The sequence below is a fragment of the Actinomadura macra NBRC 14102 genome (assembly GCF_001552215.1).
Classification (GTDB): Bacteria; Actinomycetota; Actinomycetes; order Streptosporangiales; family Streptosporangiaceae; genus Spirillospora; species Spirillospora macra.
Genome location: NZ_BCQT01000015.1, coordinates 83,678 through 100,640, shown reverse-complemented (window position 1 = coordinate 100,640; position 16,963 = coordinate 83,678). Strand labels below are relative to the sequence as shown.

Annotated in this window: 19 protein-coding genes; 10 read left to right on the top strand and 9 right to left on the bottom strand. The window is 71.5% G+C overall.

Annotated features, from left to right (window positions below):
- Nucleotides 1-195 precede the first annotated feature (195 nt).
- Nucleotides 196-744, bottom strand: coding sequence for a carboxymuconolactone decarboxylase family protein (locus tag AMA02S_RS24405; protein ID WP_067461723.1), 549 nt, complete (start codon nucleotides 742-744; stop codon nucleotides 196-198).
- A gap of 118 nt (nucleotides 745-862) precedes the next feature.
- Here AMA02S_RS24405 and AMA02S_RS24400 point away from each other — a divergent pair, with 118 nt between their 5' ends.
- Complete coding sequence (locus AMA02S_RS24400; RefSeq protein WP_218005105.1) at nucleotides 863-1,519, top strand: MarR family winged helix-turn-helix transcriptional regulator; 657 nt, start codon at nucleotides 863-865, stop codon at nucleotides 1,517-1,519.
- Nucleotides 1,520-1,557: 38 nt separating this feature from the next.
- Here AMA02S_RS24400 and AMA02S_RS24395 read toward each other — a convergent pair whose 3' ends face one another.
- From AMA02S_RS24395 to AMA02S_RS24380, 4 genes are all read right to left on the bottom strand, one after another.
- On the bottom strand, nucleotides 1,558-1,818 hold the full coding sequence (locus AMA02S_RS24395; protein ID WP_157430815.1) for a hypothetical protein: 261 nt from the start codon (nucleotides 1,816-1,818) through the stop codon (nucleotides 1,558-1,560).
- Between the two features lie 130 nt (nucleotides 1,819-1,948).
- The gene (locus tag AMA02S_RS43625) at nucleotides 1,949-2,152 is read right to left on the bottom strand and encodes a PASTA domain-containing protein (protein ID WP_218005104.1); all 204 of its coding nucleotides are present in this window, start codon (nucleotides 2,150-2,152) and stop codon (nucleotides 1,949-1,951) included.
- Nucleotides 2,153-2,386: 234 nt separating this feature from the next.
- Nucleotides 2,387-3,412, bottom strand: a complete 1,026-nt coding sequence (locus AMA02S_RS24385) for a hypothetical protein (RefSeq protein ID WP_067461721.1) — start codon at nucleotides 3,410-3,412, stop codon at nucleotides 2,387-2,389.
- Entirely contained in the window at nucleotides 3,397-4,383 is a 987-nt protein-coding gene (locus AMA02S_RS24380) for a DMT family transporter (RefSeq protein WP_067461720.1), read from the bottom strand. The genes AMA02S_RS24385 and AMA02S_RS24380 overlap by 16 nt, the downstream gene beginning before the upstream one ends.
- On the opposite strand from AMA02S_RS24380, the gene AMA02S_RS24375 reads away from it, so the two are divergent.
- On the top strand, nucleotides 4,382-5,773 hold the full coding sequence (locus tag AMA02S_RS24375) for an aminotransferase-like domain-containing protein (protein ID WP_067461719.1): 1,392 nt from the start codon (nucleotides 4,382-4,384) through the stop codon (nucleotides 5,771-5,773). The genes AMA02S_RS24380 and AMA02S_RS24375 overlap by 2 nt on opposite strands.
- A 17-nt stretch (nucleotides 5,774-5,790) precedes the next feature.
- Here AMA02S_RS24375 and AMA02S_RS24370 read toward each other — a convergent pair whose 3' ends face one another.
- Together AMA02S_RS24370 and AMA02S_RS42120 are read right to left on the bottom strand one after the other, a co-directional pair.
- The gene (locus AMA02S_RS24370; protein WP_245667804.1) at nucleotides 5,791-6,132 is read right to left on the bottom strand and encodes a VOC family protein; all 342 of its coding nucleotides are present in this window, start codon (nucleotides 6,130-6,132) and stop codon (nucleotides 5,791-5,793) included.
- 8 nt (nucleotides 6,133-6,140) lie between these two features.
- Entirely contained in the window at nucleotides 6,141-6,314 is a 174-nt protein-coding gene (locus AMA02S_RS42120) for a hypothetical protein (protein ID WP_157430814.1), read from the bottom strand.
- A 122-nt stretch (nucleotides 6,315-6,436) separates the two neighbouring features.
- Between AMA02S_RS42120 and AMA02S_RS24365 the strand changes: the two genes are divergently transcribed.
- From AMA02S_RS24365 to AMA02S_RS24350, 4 genes are all read left to right on the top strand, one after another.
- Nucleotides 6,437-7,045: a CGNR zinc finger domain-containing protein gene (locus tag AMA02S_RS24365; RefSeq protein ID WP_067461717.1), complete on the top strand. Its 609-nt coding sequence runs from the start codon at nucleotides 6,437-6,439 to the stop codon at nucleotides 7,043-7,045.
- A 22-nt stretch (nucleotides 7,046-7,067) separates the two neighbouring features.
- Entirely contained in the window at nucleotides 7,068-7,646 is a 579-nt protein-coding gene (locus AMA02S_RS24360) for a GNAT family N-acetyltransferase (RefSeq protein ID WP_439951606.1), read from the top strand.
- A 72-nt stretch (nucleotides 7,647-7,718) separates the two neighbouring features.
- Nucleotides 7,719-9,374, top strand: coding sequence for an MFS transporter (locus tag AMA02S_RS24355; protein WP_245667802.1), 1,656 nt, complete (start codon nucleotides 7,719-7,721; stop codon nucleotides 9,372-9,374).
- Nucleotides 9,375-9,407: 33 nt separating this feature from the next.
- Nucleotides 9,408-10,277, top strand: coding sequence for a 1,4-dihydroxy-2-naphthoate polyprenyltransferase (locus AMA02S_RS24350; protein ID WP_067461715.1), 870 nt, complete (start codon nucleotides 9,408-9,410; stop codon nucleotides 10,275-10,277).
- 153 nt (nucleotides 10,278-10,430) lie between these two features.
- Here AMA02S_RS24350 and AMA02S_RS24345 read toward each other — a convergent pair whose 3' ends face one another.
- Nucleotides 10,431-11,111 carry a uracil-DNA glycosylase gene (locus tag AMA02S_RS24345; RefSeq protein WP_067461714.1) on the bottom strand — a complete coding sequence of 227 codons (681 nt, stop codon included), beginning with the start codon at nucleotides 11,109-11,111 and terminating at the stop codon, nucleotides 10,431-10,433.
- A 111-nt stretch (nucleotides 11,112-11,222) separates the two neighbouring features.
- Between AMA02S_RS24345 and modA the strand changes: the two genes are divergently transcribed.
- Both modA and ftsH read left to right on the top strand, forming a co-directional pair.
- Nucleotides 11,223-12,002: a molybdate ABC transporter substrate-binding protein gene (gene modA, locus AMA02S_RS24340; protein WP_067461713.1), complete on the top strand. Its 780-nt coding sequence runs from the start codon at nucleotides 11,223-11,225 to the stop codon at nucleotides 12,000-12,002.
- Nucleotides 12,003-12,351: 349 nt separating this feature from the next.
- Nucleotides 12,352-14,316 carry an ATP-dependent zinc metalloprotease FtsH gene (ftsH, locus tag AMA02S_RS24335; RefSeq protein ID WP_067461712.1) on the top strand — a complete coding sequence of 655 codons (1,965 nt, stop codon included), beginning with the start codon at nucleotides 12,352-12,354 and terminating at the stop codon, nucleotides 14,314-14,316.
- Here the strand turns inward: ftsH and AMA02S_RS24330 are convergent.
- Nucleotides 14,313-15,158 (bottom strand): SCO6745 family protein, encoded by an 846-nt coding sequence (locus AMA02S_RS24330; protein WP_157430813.1) that lies wholly within the window; start codon nucleotides 15,156-15,158, stop codon nucleotides 14,313-14,315. The two genes, ftsH and AMA02S_RS24330, sit on opposite strands and share 4 nt — an antisense overlap.
- A gap of 159 nt (nucleotides 15,159-15,317) precedes the next feature.
- Here AMA02S_RS24330 and AMA02S_RS24325 point away from each other — a divergent pair, with 159 nt between their 5' ends.
- A complete protein-coding gene (locus tag AMA02S_RS24325) occupies nucleotides 15,318-15,989 on the top strand; it encodes a Uma2 family endonuclease (protein WP_067461711.1) in 672 nt (223 codons plus the stop codon).
- 72 nt (nucleotides 15,990-16,061) lie between these two features.
- Nucleotides 16,062-16,943, top strand: a complete 882-nt coding sequence (gene sigJ / locus AMA02S_RS24320; protein ID WP_067461990.1) for an RNA polymerase sigma factor SigJ — start codon at nucleotides 16,062-16,064, stop codon at nucleotides 16,941-16,943.
- Nucleotides 16,944-16,963 lie beyond the last annotated feature (20 nt).

Here is a 16,963-nt window from a genome sequence, read left to right as displayed (position 1 = left end):
CGAGCGATCGATGCGTCGGTCTGGCCCGTCCGCTGGTTCCCAAAGCGTGCCGATCACCTGCGCGCCGTCACGTCCAGCGCATCCGGATCCACCGAGGGGACGGGTCGCACGCTCCGGGGCAGTGTCGCCGCCCGCGACGCGGACGGCGACATGCTCAGACTCGTCTGAGGAGAAGCCGGTCGTCGGACGTGCTGGTCACGCGCTGTCCCTCGGCAGAGCGACGGCGGGGAAGTCGAGGTCGGTCTGGGCGACCGAGTTGAAGTAGTTCGTGAATACGTTGAGCGCCACGACACCGACGATCTCGCCGATCTCGCCATCGCCGAACCCGGCGGCGCGCACGGCGGCGAGGTCCTCGTCGCTGACGAAGCCCCGGGTGCGGACGATCTGACGGGCGAAGCGCAGCGCGGCCGCGGCCCGCGGGTCGCCGGCCTCGCCGTGAGTGCTGGCCTTGATCTCCTCGTCGCTGAGTCCGGCGCGGGCACCCAGGGTGTGGTGCGCGGCCAAGCAGTATCCGCAGTCGTTCTCGGCCGCCAGCGCCAGCGCCAGTTGCTCACGCAGAGTGGCGGAGAGGCGCCCGCCGTCCAGCGCACCGCTGAAGGCCAGGTAGGCGTCGAGGACGGCGGGGGACGTGGCCATGGTGAGCATCATGTTCGGCCGGATGCCGAGCGCCCGGTGCACGCGGTCGAGCAGGGCGGCGGTCCGGGGCTCGGCGGTGTCGGGGGGCACGGTGGCGAGTCGGGACATGATCTGCCTTTCTGATGACTACTGAGGAGTCCTAACTTTAGGACTCCTCAGTAAATTAGGGAGCCGGCTCTCATCGTGTCAAGGCATATGCTTAGGACTACTGAGGATCGGAGGGGACGTGCAGGCCGAAGGTGAACTGCCAATCGACGTCGCCCCACCGGTGGCCCAGGGCGGGACGGATCTCGACCGCAGGCTGGTGGCGGCACTGGAGCGCGCCGGTCACGTCGTGCGCACGCTGCTGTGGCGGCAGGCGTACGCGAACGGGCTCAGCCCCATCCAGACTCAACTGCTGCTGCATCTGGTGGGCAAGGCCCAGCCGCCGCGGGTCAGCGACCTCGCCGCCGAGTTCGACGTCTCGCTGGCGACCATGAGCGACGCGCTGGCGGCATTGCGCCGCAAGGAGCTCGTCCGCCGCGACCGCGACCCGGGCGACCGGCGCAGCCACATCTTCGTCCTCACCGACTCCGGTGCCCGACTCGCCGACGAGTTGGCCCACTGGTCCGACCCGGTCACCGGCTGGCTGGGTGCCGGGCCCGAGGCCGACAAGGCCGCCACCCTGCGCTTCCTACTCGACCTCATCGGTCGCTTGCACGACGCTGGGGTCCTCGCGGTCGCCCGCACCTGCGTGACCTGCCAGTTCTTCGTCCGCAACGCGCATGACGACCCGGCGCGCCCACATCATTGCCGCCTGCTCGACACACCCTTCGGCGACGCTGCGCTGCGAGTCGACTGCGCCGAACACCAGCCCAGGGAACACGAACCCTCACAGCCGTGAGACGGGTCGGCCGTGCCTAGCCACAACACCGGAACGGTCTACGGGGCGGAGGTGTAGAACCTGCGCACCCAGCGACGGTAGGTGCCGATCCCTTCGTCTCCGGGTGCAAGGTGCGGACGGTCGAGGTGACGCTGCCAGTTCCAGATCGGGATGTCCTCACGGATGACCCTGATGGCGAGCCGCGTGAAAATCCAGGCGACGACCCGATTCACCAAGACGATGTGCCGGCCGCCGATCGCGCAGGCGAACGCCACCCGCAGATGGGTGCGCCGGGGTCGACGGGCGTGGCGAGGGTCCACATGTGCAGGGTCAAACGCAGCCAGGACACGCGTGTCCTCACCCTCAGACACCCCAGGCCCCTCGCCGTCCGGCGAGGCGGTCCCGCTCAAGTGGGCGGTTGCAAGCGTCCTGGACCTGATTCGACGGGGGCTATTCGCCGATCTTCTTGCTGTACAAGGTGATGGTGGTCTCCGGCGTCACGCGGGTTCCCGCCTTGGGGGACTGCCGTACGACCTCCCAGTTCCGGTCCCACAGCAGCAGCCGGTTCTGTCCGGTGGCGTCCTTCTCCTCCAGCATGTGGAGCCCCGCGGCTTGTAGTTCGTTCTGTGCGTCCTGGTGATTGTGCCCGACCACGTTCGGGACGCGGATCCTCCCGCTCTCGGCAGGTGCCTTGCTCGGCGTCTTGGCGCTTGGGGCAGTAGTCGGTGAGATGGCGGTCGCGGTTACGGTGACGGACGCTGTGGGTTGGGTCCCGCCATTCTCGCCACCGCATGCGGCAAGGACGAGCGGAGTGGCCAGTGCAAGGACCGTCGCTAACGTTCGCATGAAGCTTCCTCTCGCCAGCGGTTACGGCATGGGGTGTCAGGGTCAGAACACCGGGATGATGTCTTCAGGGTCGATGATGGTGACTTCTGCGCCGGAGATGTCGAGTTCGGGGATGGCGGGGAACTCGATGCCCCAGCGTTCGACGATCGCGCGGACGCGGGCTATGGCCTGCTTCCAGTTCTCCGCCTGCTCCTCGGAGGTCAGGACGCCCAGTCCGGCCTCGCGGGCGTGACCCATGAGCACCCGGTGGTTGGCGAGGAAGTAGGGCGGCAGGTCCCAGAAGCCGTCCGGGGGCTCCCAGAGGATCATCGACAGGAAGACGAACCCGGCGCGGAGTTGCTTGGTGATCTGTCCCTTGACGTCATCGGTGAGGCCCGGCCACTCGTTCTCCAGGATCGTCATGCAGATCTGGAGGTGGCGCGACTCGTCCCGGCCGATCCTGGTGAACATGTCGCCGAACAGCGGATGGCGGGTGCCGGACGCCATGCCGCGGAAGAGGGTGGACGCGGCCATCTCGCCCATCATGAAGCTGGTGAACAGGACCGCGAGCGAGTACTTGCCGACGGCCGTCTTGTAGCCATGCCAGTAGCGACCACCGTTGTGGTAGAGCCAGCCGATGTTGTTGTGCGCGGCCCTTTCCAGGTCGGTCTCCGGCCGCCAGTCGAGGGGGCCGCCGGGCCAGAGCGCGGCGATGGAGCGTTGGCAGCACTCCTCGTGGTTCATCTCGTCCCGGGTGATCGAGAAGAAGCACTTGCGGACGGGATCCTCCTCGTGCTGCTCGAACGCCTGGATGGTCGCACGCGCGAACACGGCGGGGCCGGAGGCGTCGAAGTTGGCCAGGACGGCGAACCAGTACATGATGCCGAGGCGCTGCTCCGTGGTGAAGTCGGCGGGGCGCAGTTCGTCCCAGGGCAGGTCGGCGGGGTTCCAGACGGTGCGCTTCGACTTCTGGTAAATGGCGGCCAGCTTGTCGGTCTCGACCCGCCACTCCATCGGGTAGATGTTCGGCTGCGGGACCTCCGGGGCGGGCCAGAACCCGCCCTCGGGGATGGTCAGTTCGTCGGCCATGCGCTGCTCCTCGAAAGTCGCGACGCTGTGACGTCGTCGCTTTCCGCCACGGCGCGCGAGTCGTCTTGGGTACGGCGTACCCGCGTCCGCTGGGTTAGTGCCACGCAGACCAGGACGCCGACGGCGGCCACGGCGGTGGTGGCGTCGATCAGCTCGTTCAGGAAGATGCCCGACCAGACCAGGGTGAGGAGTGGCTGGGCCAGCTGGACCTGGCTGGCGCGGGCGATCCCGGCCCGCGCGAGGCCCTCGTACCAGGCGAAGAAGCCGAGGTAGGCGGAGAACGCCGTCACGTAGCCGAAGCCGAGCGCGGCGCGTCCCGTCCACTGGGGGTCGGTGGTGGCGAGCAACCACACCGTGACCGGGACGGTGATGGGCGCGGCCAGCACGAGGGCCCAGGAGATCACGCGCCAACCGGGCATGGCGCGGGCGAGCCGCGCGCCCTCGGCGTACCCGGCCGCGGCGGCCAGCAGGGCGGCGAACAGCAGCAGGTCCGCGGCGCTGACCTGACCGGCGCCGCGGACCAGCGCGAAGCCGGTGACGCAGGCCGCGCCCGCGGCGCTCGCCAGCCAGAACGCGCGGGACGGCCGCTCTCCCGCGCGCAGCACCGCGAGCACGGCGGTGGCGGCGGGCAGCAGGCCGATCACGACGGCCGAGTGGGCGGACGAGGCGCCGTGGTCGAGCGCGAGGGTGGTCAGCACCGGGAAGCCGAAGATCACTCCGGCGCACACGACCGCCAGCCCGAGCCACTGGTCGCGGCGGGGCGGGCGGGCGCGGACCGCCAGCAGCGCCACGGCGGCGAGCGCGGAGGCGGCGGCGGAGCGACCGATGCCGATCAGGTAGGGGTCGAGTCCCTCCAGCCCGAACACCGTGGCCGGGAAGGTGAACGAGTAGATCAGGACACCCAGCGACGCGAGCCACAGGCCGCCGAGCGCTATCCGCGTGGGGTCAGTAGCGCTATCCTCATTTCTCATGCAACACGATAGCAGTGTGCTCTCTCTGGCCGATCACCTGCGCGCCGAGGTGCGGCGTCTGGGGCCGGGTGAGCGGTTGCCGTCGAGCCGGGCACTGGTGGAACGGCACCGGGTCAGCCCGGTCACGGTGTCGCGGGCGCTGGGGCTGCTCGCCGCCGAGGGACTCGTGGTGACCCGTCCCGGTAGCGGCGCGTTCGCCGCCGACCGGCCCGCGCCCTCGGCGGATCCGATCGACCTGGGCTGGCAGGCGGTGACCCTCGGGGACCGCTCGGTCGACGCGGGCGGGGTGTCGGGGCTGCTCACCCCGGCGCCCGAAGGCACGTCCGCGCTCAGCGGCGGCTACCTGCATCCGACGCTGCAACCGGCCCGCGCGCTGGCGACGGCGGCGGCGCGTGCCGCACGGCGGCCGGACGCCTGGGAGATGCCGGCGCTCGGCGGGATGCCGGAGTTGCGCGGCTGGTTCGCCCGGACGGTCGGCGGCGGCGTCGCGCCCTCCGACGTGGTGATCACCAGCGGCGGGCAGCAGTCGCTGACGACCGTGCTGCGGGCGCTACAGCCGCCGGGCGCGGCCGTGCTGGTCGAGTCGCCGACCTATCTCGGTGTCCTCGCCATCGCGCGGGCGAGTGGGCTGCACCCGGTGCCCGTCCCGACCGACGCCGACGGCGTCCGCCCCGATCTGCTGGCGGAGGCGTTCGCGATGAGCGGCGCGCGGGTCCTGTACTGCCAGCCGACCTTCAGCAACCCGGCGGGGACCGTGCTGTCCGCGCGGCGGCGAGAGCAGGTGCTCGCGGTGGCGCGGGCGGCGGGCGCGTTCGTGGTGGAGGACGACTTCGCGCGGCATCTCGGCATCGATCCGCCCCCGCCGCCACTGATCGCGGTGGACGGCGAGGGCCGTGTCGTGCACATCGCCTCGCTGACCAAGGCCACCGCGCCCAGCCTGCGGGTCGCGGCGGTGATCGCACGCGGCCCGGTCGCCGAGCGGATCCGCGCGACCCAGCTCGTGGAGGAGTTCTTCCCCGCCCGCCCCTTGCAGGAGACCCTGCTGGAGCTGGTCAGCTCACCAGGCTGGCCGCGGCACCTGCGCACCGTCCGCACGGCGCTGCGGTCACGGCGCGACGCCGTGCTGTCCGCGTTCGCCCGCGACCTGCCGGAGCTGCGCCCGAACCGCCCGGCGGGCGGTTTCCACCTGTGGGCCCGCCTCCCGGACGGCGTGGACGACGTCGAACTGGCCGAGGCCGCCCTGCGCGCCGGCGTCCTCGTCAGTGCCGGGCGTCCCTTCTTCCCCGCCGAGGCCCCGGCGCCCTACCTGCGCATCAGCTACGGGACGGCCTCCAGCGAGTCCGAGCTGGTCGAGGGCGTCCGCCGCCTCGCCGCCGTCCTCTCCCGCTGACGCGCCGCTCCTGCGCCTCAGCGCTGGGTGGTGAAGCAGAACTCGTTGCCCTCTGGGTCCCGCCAGACCCGGAACGGGTGGTCCGGGTCGCCCATCGGCTCCCCGTTCGGGGACGCGCCGAGCTCCGCCGCCCGCTCGCCCGCGACATGGATGTCGGGAACGTCGAGGTCCAGGTGCAGCCGGTTCTTGATCGTCTTGTGCTCAGGAACGAGTTGGAACGACAGGAGCGGGCCGTCCGCACCGAGCGGTTCGAGGTCGAGCCAGTCGTCCTCCCGGCACGTCTCCCTCATGCCCAGCAGCGCACCCCAGAACGCCCCCACCACGTCAAGGTCGAGGCAGTCGAAGACGACGTTGGTCACCCTCGGGGTCATCGGACGCCGCCCAGGCCGCGCACACGGCCGGCCCGGTGCGCGGTGCGCTCCGACGCGCGGGCACGGGCGGCCAGGCGCGCCTCCACGATGTCGGCGTGCAGGCGCGCGGACTCGTGCCGGGCCCGTGCGTGCCGCGTGGCCAGGTTCGCCAGGTAGGGCAGCGCGTTCATCCGTCCTCCATTCATTGACACCAGCTAAACCGTAACGCTGGTGTCGACCTGGTGCAACCACCGTAGGACGAACAGCGGTGTCGGGGATTGGTAGGGTGGCTTACGGACAGGCAGGAGGGGTGATGGCCGACGCTCATCCCGGCGAGAACGCCGCGCTGTTGCTACGGGACTTCGTCAACACGCTCGACGTCGACTCCGGCACCGAGGAGCTCGCAACGCCCGCCCGGCTCGCCGAGTGGCTGGCCGGACGCGGCCTCGTCACGTCCGGTGCGAGCGCCGGGGACGCCGACTTGGCCATGGCGATCGCCCTGCGGGAAGGGCTGCGCGCCGCGATGCTCGTCCACCATGAACCCGCCGGGCCCGGCCTGGACAAGCACGAGATGGCGGAAGGGCTGGACGGCGCCCTCACCGTCCTTCCCCTGCGGATCGCCTTCACCGGCCCGCGTCCGACGCTCGTCCCGCTCGGCCCACCCGGGACGGCCGCCACCGGCCTCGCCCGCCTCGCCGCCGCGATCATGGACGCGGTGGCGGCCGGGACGTGGACCCGGCTGAAGGTCTGCCAGCAGAACACCTGCCGCTGGGCGTTCTTCGACACCTCCAAGAACCGGTCCCGCGCCTGGTGCTCGATGCGCGTCTGCGGCAACCGCACCAAGACCCGCGCCTACCGGGCCCGCCGCCGCCCGCCCGGCACGCCCCCGAACGAGGCACCGGACGCGGCGCCCGCGCGCTGACCGGCGCGCTCTAGGGTGGAGCGTGATCCCCGAAGAGAGGACACCCGACCTCATGGCCGATGTGGGCGTGCGGCCCGCCCGACGCGCGGACGCCGCCGCCGTCGCCGACATCCAGGTGCGCACCTGGCGGCAGGGCTACCGGGACCTCCTCCCGGCGGGCGTTCTCGCCCGCGTCACCGGCCCGGAGGCCCTGGCGGCCTGGCGGGAACGGTGGGCGGAGGCGGCGACGTCCCCGCCGAGCCCCCGGCACCGGCTGCTGGTGGCCGTCTCGTCCGACCTGGTCGTCGGATTCGCCGCGCACGGCCCGGCCGAGGACGACGACCTCGACCCGGCGGCGACGGCGGAGCTGATCACGCTGCTGGTCGACCCGCTGCACAGCCGCGCCGGACACGGCAGCCGGCTGCTAGCCGCCTCCGTGGACCTCCTGCGCGAGGACGGCTTCGCGACGCTGACCACCTGGGCGTTCGAGGAAGACGAGGTCACCCGGAGATTCCTCGGGGCTGCGGGCTGGGCCCCCGATGGAGCGGCCCGGACGCTCGACATGGGCGAGCCCGTCCGGCAGATCCGCCTGCACACCGACATCAGGGATGACGGCGCGTGACAGACCGCGCGATCAGGACGTTCGGCAGGGGTCGGTGAGCGGCATCGCACGTCCGGCCATATCTTTGAAGTCGTGCCCGAGTCCGCTTCTCTGACCCCGCCGCCGTATGCCCCGGCGGGGACGCCGCCCGCCGGCCGCCGCCGCTGGCTCGGCATGGTCGTCATCAGCCTGGGCGTCTCCCTCATCGTCGTGGACGCCACGATCGTGGGCGTGCTGCTCCCCCGGATCGTCACCGACCTGGGCCTGACGACCACGGGCGCGGAGTGGGTCACCTCGGTCTACTCACTGGTGTTCGCCGCGCTGCTCATCCCGTTCGGCCGGGCGGGCGACCTGTTCGGGCGGCGCCGCATGTTCGTCATCGGGGTGACGGTGTTCGCGGCCGCGAGCCTGCTCGCGGCGTTGGCGGGCGGCGGCGGAGCCCTGGTCGGCGCGCGCGCGTTGCAGGGGGTCGGCGCGTCGATGATCCTTCCGGCGACGCTCTCGACCGTGAACGCGATGTTCACCGGCCGCGACCGCGCCGTCGCGTTCGGGATCTGGGGCTCGCTGATCAGCGGCATGGCCGCGCTCGGCCCGCTGGTCGGCGGCGCCGTCGCTACCGGCGGCGGCTGGCGCTGGGCGTTCGGGATCAACCTGCCGCTCGGCGCCGCGCTCATCGCGGGGGCGCTCGCGCTGATGCCCGAGACGCGGCGGGAACGCTCCGGAAGCATGCGGCGCGAGATCGACTGGGTGGGCGGGCTGCTGTCGGCGCTCGGACTCGCCGCGCTGGTGTGCGGGCTCATCGAGGGCCAGGTGTACGGCTGGTGGACGGCGACGCGCCCGTTCTCGATGGCCGGGTTCGACTGGCCCGAAGGCGCGATCTCGCCGGTGCCGGTCGTCCTCGGTGTCGGTCTCGTGCTGATCGCGGCGCTGGTCGTCGTCGAGCGGGCACGGTCCGCCGCCGGCCGCGCCGTCATGCTCGATCTGGAGCTGTTCCGCATCCCCAACTTCCGGCACGGGAACCTCGCCTCGTCGCTGATCAGCGTGGGCGAGCTGGGGCTGCTGTTCATCCTGCCGCTGTTCCTGCTGGGGGTGCACGGGACGTCTCCGCTGCAGATCAGCGTGGCGATCCTGCCCCTGGCGATCGGCGCGTTCCTGTCGGGCGGATACGCCGGCAGGCTCGCGAACCGGCGCGGCGCGCACCGGGTCGTGCAGATCGGGATGGTGCTGGAGGTCGCCGCCGTCGTCGCGCTCGGCCTCACCGTCTCGGCGTCCACGACCGGGTTCGGGCTCGCGCCGTGGATGCTGCTGTACGGGCTGGGCCTCGGCCTGACGTCCGCGCAGCTCACGAACGTCTCGCTGGCGGACGTGCCGCCCGCGCTGGCCGGGCAGGCGTCCGGCACCCAGTCCACGGCCCGGCAGGTCGGCGCGGCGCTCGGCATCGCGCTGATCGGGACGGTGTTCGCGACGAGCCTCGGGGGCGCGATGACCGATCGGCTCGCCGGCTCCGAGCTGCCGCCGGCCCGCCAGGCCGCCGTCGCCCACGATCTGCGGGAAAGCGCCGGGACGTACGGGCGGGACCTGCACGAGGCCCCCGGCATGGCCGCCGAGGCGCGTGCGGCCGACGCCAGCCTCGCGATCGCGACCAGGAACGGAGCCCTGACCACCGCGGCGATTCTGGCCATGGGGCTCGCCCTGTCGATGCGGCTGCGCCCGAGCACTCATGATCATCGGGAAGAATCGAGGGGTTAGTCCCCTGTCGTCCCACGAGAACAAGCGGTGACTGTGGCCACGCTCTCCCAATGGGTCGCCGGATCCCGGCCCCGCACCCTGCCCACGTCCCTCGTTCCCGTCGTCGTCGGCACCGGTGTCGCGATCGGCGAGGACGAGGCCGTCTGGTGGCGCGCCGTGCTGGCCGCGCTCGTCGCCCTGGTGCTCCAGATCGGCGTGAACTACTCCAACGACTACAGCGACGGCGTCCGCGGCACCGATGAGGAACGCGTCGGCCCGCTGCGGCTCGTCGGCTCGAAGGTCGCACCCCCGAAACAGGTCCTCGCCGCCGCGCTGGGCAGCTTCCTCGCCGCGGCCGTCGCTGGTCTCGTCCTCGCCGCGGTGACGACCTGGTGGCTGCTCGTGGTCGGCGCGTTCGCGATCCTGGCGGCCTGGTTCTACACCGGCGGCAAGACCCCCTACGGCTACCGGGCACTCGGAGAGATCTCCGTGTTCGTCTTCTTCGGCCTGGTCGCCGTCGTCGGGACGGTGTACGTCCAGGTCGAGGGCCTGCCGTGGGAGGCGTGGGTGGCGGCCGTGCCGATCGGGCTGCTGGCCTGCGGGCTGCTGGCCGCCAACAACCTGCGCGACATCCCCACCGACCGGGTGGCGGGCAAGCGCACCCTCGCCGTCGTGCTCGGCGACCGCTGGACGCGGATCATGTACGCCGCCTGCACCGCACTGCCGTTCATGATCGTCCTGGTGCTCGCGGCCCCCCACCCGTGGGTGCTGCTCGCACTCCTGGCGGCGCCGCTGTCGGTGCCCCCCACGCAGAAGGTGCTGAACGGAGCGACCGGCCCCGCCCTGATCCCCGTGCTCGGCGAGACCGGCCGGCTCCAGATCGTCTACGGCGTGCTACTGGCGGTCGGCCTGGCCCTGCATTGATGCAATCCCGGCCCAAGGCGCTCGCCTGGCGGCTGTCATCTTGACCGTGTTCGGCGAGCGCGTCACCGCTTCGCGATCTGTCCCGGTGAGGCTCGACACCGGCTTTGCTCACCGGGACAGGTAGCGCGCTCGCGCCGGAGGCTTCAGAACGGGCTAGGCCGGCTTCCAGTCGATCTCGGGTTGGCCTGCGTCGACCAGGGCCTTGTTCACGGCGCTGAAGGGGCGGGTGCCGAAGAACTTCTTGGCGCTCAGCGGGCTCGGGTGCGCCGACTCGATCACGGTGTGCTGCGGGCCGGTGATCAGCCTGGCCTTCTTGCGGGCGTAGGCGCCCCAGAGCACGAAGACGACCCGGTCGGTCTTGTCGTTCAGCGCACGGATCGCGGCGTCGGTGAAGTCCTCCCAGCCCTTGCCCGCGTGCGAGCCCGCGTCGCCGCCGCGGACGGTCAGCACCGCGTTGAGCAGCAGGACGCCCTGGTCGGCCCAGCGGGTGAGGTCGCCAGACGTGGCGGGCGGGATCTCCAGGTCGCTGGCCAACTCCTTGTAGATGTTGCGCAGCGAGGGTGGCAGCCGTACGCCCTCGCGGACGCTGAAGCTGAGCCCGTGCGCCTGGCCTGGACCGTGGTAGGGGTCCTGCCCGAGGATCAGGACGCGGGCGCGGTCGAAGGGGCAGTGCCGGAACGCGTTGAACAGGTCCTCGCGCGGCGGGTAGACGGTCTGCTCGTCGTACTCCCCCGCCACGAAGGCTCCCAGCGCGGCGGTGGCGAGCGGATCGAGCAGCGGGTCGAGCCGCTCCCGCCAGTCGCCGGGCAGCAGTTCCATCAGGTCGAGGGGCATCGTCGGGCCTCCGGAAAGGGGATCTCGGTTGGCCCGACACTAGCCCGCGGCACTGACACGCCAGGCCGGAATCACGGGAGCCGATGCCCGTCCACCCTAGGATCAGGTCATATGCCCGACTCCCCCGGTCGGCGGCGCCTCCGCGCGCCCGCCCTGCTCGCGCTGCTCGTCCTGCTGGCCCTTCCCGCGGGTTGTGGCGGGTCGTCAGGGCCGGTGACGCTCACCGTCCTGGCGGCCTCGTCGCTGACCGAGGCGTTCGGCGAGATGGGGGTGGCCTACGGGCAGGCGCATCCGGGGGTGAAGCTGCGGTTCGAGTTCGGCGGCTCGCAGGAGATGGCCGATCGGCTCTCCGACCACGACCCCGGTGATGTGCTGGTGACGGCGGACATGGCGAGCATGCAGGAGGCCGACGACTATCTGACCGGACCCCGCCCGATCGTCGCGCACAACTCCCTGACGATCGCCCTCGCTCCCGGGAACCCGCGGCGCATCCGGGGGCTCCAGGATCTGACGAGGCCGGGACTGCGGGTCGTGGTCGGCGCCGGGACCGTCCCGGTCGGGCGGTACACACGGCAGGTGCTCGCACGGGCGGGGCTGACCGTCCGGTGGACGTCGGAGGAGATCAGCGCGCGCGCCGTCCTGGACCGGGTCCGGGCCGGGGAGGCCGACGCGGGGCTGGTGTACATCACCGACCTGCTCCCCGCGGGCGCCGCGGCGAGCAGCGTCCCCATTCCGGCGAATCTGAACGTCACGGCGGCCTACCCCGCGGCGGCCGTGAAGGACGGCCCCCACCAGGGCGCGGCGACCGCGTTCGTGTCCTGGTTGGGCACGCCCGCCGCGCAGAGGCTGTTCAACAAGTACGGTTTCGCGAGCCCCGGGACGACCCGCTGACCTCGGGTCACGCGGCTTCGGCGCGGACCTTGAGAGCGGCGTTCATGGCGAACTCGTCCTGCGTCTGGAGTCGCCCCCTGGCGGCCGGGACCAGCCCGCCGCGGAACCGCTCGCTTTGGCCAGGAGGGAACGTCCTGAATCCGCGCGCCGTTCTACCTCGCGGAGCCCACCGGGGCTTCCGTGGCCCGCGTTTCGCGAGCATGCGCCCGGGAAGATCTTGATCACCCGACCCGGGGCCGGGTGATGTACGGGGGGAATGTCAGTCGTGCCGTCCCAGCGACCCACGCCACAGCCGAGTGAGGCGAGGGCGCGCCGTGCAGGCCCCGGCGAGCCCGACAGGCGCCAGTCGGTGCCACCCCGCAACGACCCCGAGCAGCCCTGGCGCGCCGAAGGCGTGCCCGAGCGGCGACCGGAACGGCGGATACGGGGCTTCGGCGGCGGGTGGAAGCCCCGCCGCAACACCTCCCTGTTCTGGCTGCTCCTGCTGGTCGTCTTCGGGCTCAGCTACGCCTCGATGCACATCACCGGCAAGCAGGAGAAGGTGACCGTCCCCTACACCGCGTTCACCCAGCAGGTGTCCGCGGGGAACGTCAAGGACGTCTACACCAAGGGCTACCAGATCCAGGGCAAGCTCAAGAGCGCCCAGCAGGTCCCCGGGCAGGACGACGCGAAGAAGACCTACACCGCGTTCGAGACACTGCGCCCCGCCTTCGCCGATGACAAGATCTACACACAGATGGTCGACAAGGGCGTCCAGGTCGAGGCCAAGCCGGTGAACGCGGACCGCGGGCTCCTCGCCAACCTGATGCTGTCCCTGCTGCCGACGCTGCTGTTCGTCGGCCTGTGGATCGGCGTCATGGTGTGGCTACAGCGCCGGATGGCGGGCGGCGGCGGTGGCGGGATCATGGGCGGTTTCGGCCGCTCCCCCAAACCCGTCCAGCCGGACGAGAAGCGCGCCACATTCGCCGACGTCGCCGGAATCGACGAGGTGGAGGCCGAGCTCAGCGAGATCGTCGACTTCCTCAAGGACCCCGGCAAGTACCGGCGGATGGGTGCCCGCGTCCCTCGCGGCGTGCTACTCACCGGCCCGCCCGGCACCGGCAAGACCCTCCTCGCCCGCGCCGTCGCCGGAGAGGCGGACGTGCCGTTCTACTCCGCCGCCGCGTCGGAGTTCATCGAGATGGTCGTCGGTGTCGGCGCCGCCCGTGTCCGCGAGCTGTTCACGGAGGCACGCAAGACCGCCCCGTCCATCATCTTCATCGACGAGATCGACACCATCGGCCGGACCCGCGGCAGCGGCGCCAGCATGGGCGGGCACGACGAGCGCGAGCAGACCCTCAACCAGATCCTCACCGAGATGGACGGGTTCTCCGGCTCCGAGGGCGTCGTCGTGATCGCCGCGACCAACCGACCCGACATCCTGGACGCCGCGCTCCTGCGCCCCGGCCGCTTCGACCGGCAGGTCGCCGTCTCCCCGCCCGACCTGGAGGGGCGGATCGCGATCCTGCGCGTCCACACCCGCGAAGTGCCGCTCGCCGGCGACGCCGACCTCACCTCCATCGCCAAGATGACACCGGGCATGACGGGCGCGGAGCTCGCCAACCTCGTCAACGAGGCCGCCCTCCTCGCGGTGAAGCGCGAGAAGGGCGCGGTCGACATGGCCGACTTCCAGTCCGCGCTGGAGAAGGTGCAACTCGGCACCCGCCGCTCCCTGGTCATGCCGTACGAGGAGCGGCGCCGCACGTCCTACCACGAGTCCGGGCACGGCCTGCTCGGCATGCTCCAGCCGGGGGCCGACCCCGTCCGCAAGATCACGATCGTGCCGCACGGCCGCGCGCTCGGCGTCACCGTGTCCACCCCCGAGGGCGACCGGTACGCCTACGACGAGCGCTACCTGCGCGGCCGCATCATCGGCGCGCTCGGCGGGATGGCCGCCGAGGAGCTGGTCTTCGGCGTGGTCACCACCGGCTCGGAAAGCGACCTGGAGCAGGTCACGAAGATCGCCCGCGGCATGGTGGGCCGGTGGGGCATGTCGCAGCGGGTCGGCCCGCTGTCGATCCTGCCCGCCGACGGCATGGACCCGATGGGCCAGTACGCCGCTCAGGGCACCCTCGACGCGGTCGATCTGGAGGCCCGCCGCATCGTGGACGAGTGCTACGCCGAAGCTCTGGACACCCTCCGCGCCAACCGTGACAAGCTGGACTCCCTCGCCGGCGTCCTCCTCGAACAGGAGACCCTGGACGAGGAGGCCGCCTACGCCGCCGCGGGCATCGCCCGCGTCGTTCCGATCGACACCGTGAAGGTCCCCGGCTAGTCGGGCAGCGGCACGCCGATGGGATTGGGGAAGGGCACGTCCCCCGCCTTTGCGACAGCCGTGGTGAACGGCGCGAGCGTCCGGTAGAGGGCTTCGGGGTCGTCCAGCACCTGGAAGGGCGGCGCGGCGAGCGCGTCGGTCCGCCGCTCGATCTCGGCCTTGACGACCCGCCCCTCCTCGGTGGCCCCGTCGCCGTTCACCAGCCCGCGCCGGGCGAGCGCGCCGGCGGCCTCGTCCCACTCGTCCTGCGACCAGCCGCGGCTCTCCCGCACCCACTGTGCTGGAACGTTCCCCGTGGCGGACGCCAGCACGTTGGCCTCCAGGCCGCTGAGCCCCTCCGCCGTCAGCACCGCCACATGGCCGTCACCCCGGTGCTCCCGGAGCGACGTCGCGAGCTGCCAGAGGGCCTCCACGGGCTCGTCCGGAACAGGGAGATCCCTGTTGGCCGCGAACAATGCCCGCCCCGCCCCGTCCGCCGCCCCGACGACCTTCCCGAGCCGCGGCACGACGTCCGGTGCCGCATCCTCGATCCCCGGCGCCACCCGCCGCAGCGCCTTCGCAGCCGCCGGCGCGCGCACGCGCAGGATGCTCTCCGGCGACGCGAACGCCCACGCGTCCGGCACCGCACGTTGGACCCGCGCCGGATGGAACCCGAAGAACGTCGCCTCGATCACCCCCGGACCCACCGCCCCGAGCGGTGCGCCCCGCCCTCCGAAGTACCCCATCCAATATCCCTTGAGCCCGACACCCTTGACGGCCTCCAGACATTCGGGCGAGAAGTACGTCACCGCGTGCAGCGGCTCCAGCACCTTCCACATCCGTCGCGCGACCGACTCGTCCACTTGATCTCCCTCCACACCGCCGAACGGTAGGCGCGCCCCCACCCCCGCACAACCCCGCTCGTGCACCAACTGCAGCGCCGGATCACTCGATCTGGGTACGCTGACTACTGTGGGTCTCTACGATGACGGGAGCCGAGCGTGATGGAGGAGTCACCTAAAGTGAGCATTCTCGCTACAAGCCATCATCATCGCGAGCTCCCCGACACCCCCTACAACCTCTGGATGCGGGACGAGCTCGCCGACCTGCTGGATCTTCCCCACGACGGCACCCGAGCCGAGATCATCAATGGGGAGATCGTCGTGTCACCAGGGCCGGACATAGCCCACAACCTCATCGTCCAGGACATCTGGCACGCTTTCTCGGCGGCCCGGGTCCTGGACGCGTCGTTCCCGTGGCGCTGCGTCGCCACCCAGGACGTGAACCTCAGTGAGATCCACGATGGCTACATCCCGGACCTCTGCTTCCTACCCAAGGAGACCGCCGCCAGTACACGGCGAGCACAGATCAAGAAGGCCCTCCCAGAACACCTTGGACTCGTGCTTGAGGTCACGTCGCCGACCAACGCCTCCGACGATCGCCTGCCGGGGAAGCGGCGGTCCAAGCCGACCAAGTGGAACGGGTACGCACGGGTGTGCATTCCCTACTACCTCCTGGTCGATCGTGACCCGGCGGTCGCGCGGGTGACGTTGTACAGCGAGCCCGAGTTCGCCATCGGTGAGTACCGGGAGTCCACGAGCTGGGAGTTCGGCGACATCGTCAAGCTGCCGGAGCCCTTCGGCCTGGAGATCCCCACGGACGAGTGGGAGCCCTGGCTGCGCCACCCTTCCTGAGATCGCCTCGTCACATTGCTCCGCTCAGGTTCGTCACTCCTATGACGTAGCTGACAGAGGGGGATGTGGCTCATGGACGAGCGTGACTTTCTCGCGGAGCGGTTCGAGGCGCACCGGGGGCATCTGAAGGCCGTCGCGTACCGGATGCTGGGATCGTTGGCCGAAGCGGACGACGCCGTCCAGGAAGCGTGGTTGCGGCTCAGCCGGACCGACGCCGACGCGGTGCAGAACCTCGGCGGGTGGCTGACCACGGTCGTCGGGCGGGTGTGCCTGGACATGCTCCGCTCGCGGACGTCCCGCCGCGAGACCCCTCTGGACGAGCGGCTTCCCGACCCGGTCATCAGTCCCGTGGACGGGGTCGATCCGGAGCAGCGGGCGCTGCTGGCGGACTCGGTCGGGCTCGCCCTCCTGGTGGTGCTCCAGTCGCTCGGGCCGGCCGAGCGGCTGGCGTTCGTCCTGCACGACACGTTCGCGGTGCCGTTCGAGGAGATCGCGCCGATCGTGGGGCGGTCCCCCGCCGCGGCCAGGCAACTGGCCAGCAGGGCCCGCCGCAGGGTGCGGGGCGCGGTGCCGGTGCCCGAGCGCGATCTCACCCGCCAGCGCCAGGTCGTGGACGCGTTCCTCGCCGCCGCGCGCGACGGAGACTTCGAGGCGCTGGTCACCGTCCTCGATCCGGACGTGGTGCTGCGTGCGGACCAGGGTGCCCTCCCCGACGGTGGCTGGCGGGAGATCCGCGGCGCCGAGGCTGTGGCGGGGCAGGCGCTCACCTTCCGGCGGGCCTCGTTCAGGGCGCTGCCCGCGCTGGTCAACGGGACGGCCGGGATCGTCAACGTCACCGGCGGGCGGCCGGTGTCGGTGCTGTCCTTCACGATCGCCGACGGCCGGGTCGTCGCGATCGACATCCTCGCCGACCCCGACCGGCTCGACGGGCTCGACCTCACGATCCTCGGCTGACGGGCCGGCCCTCCCGGACC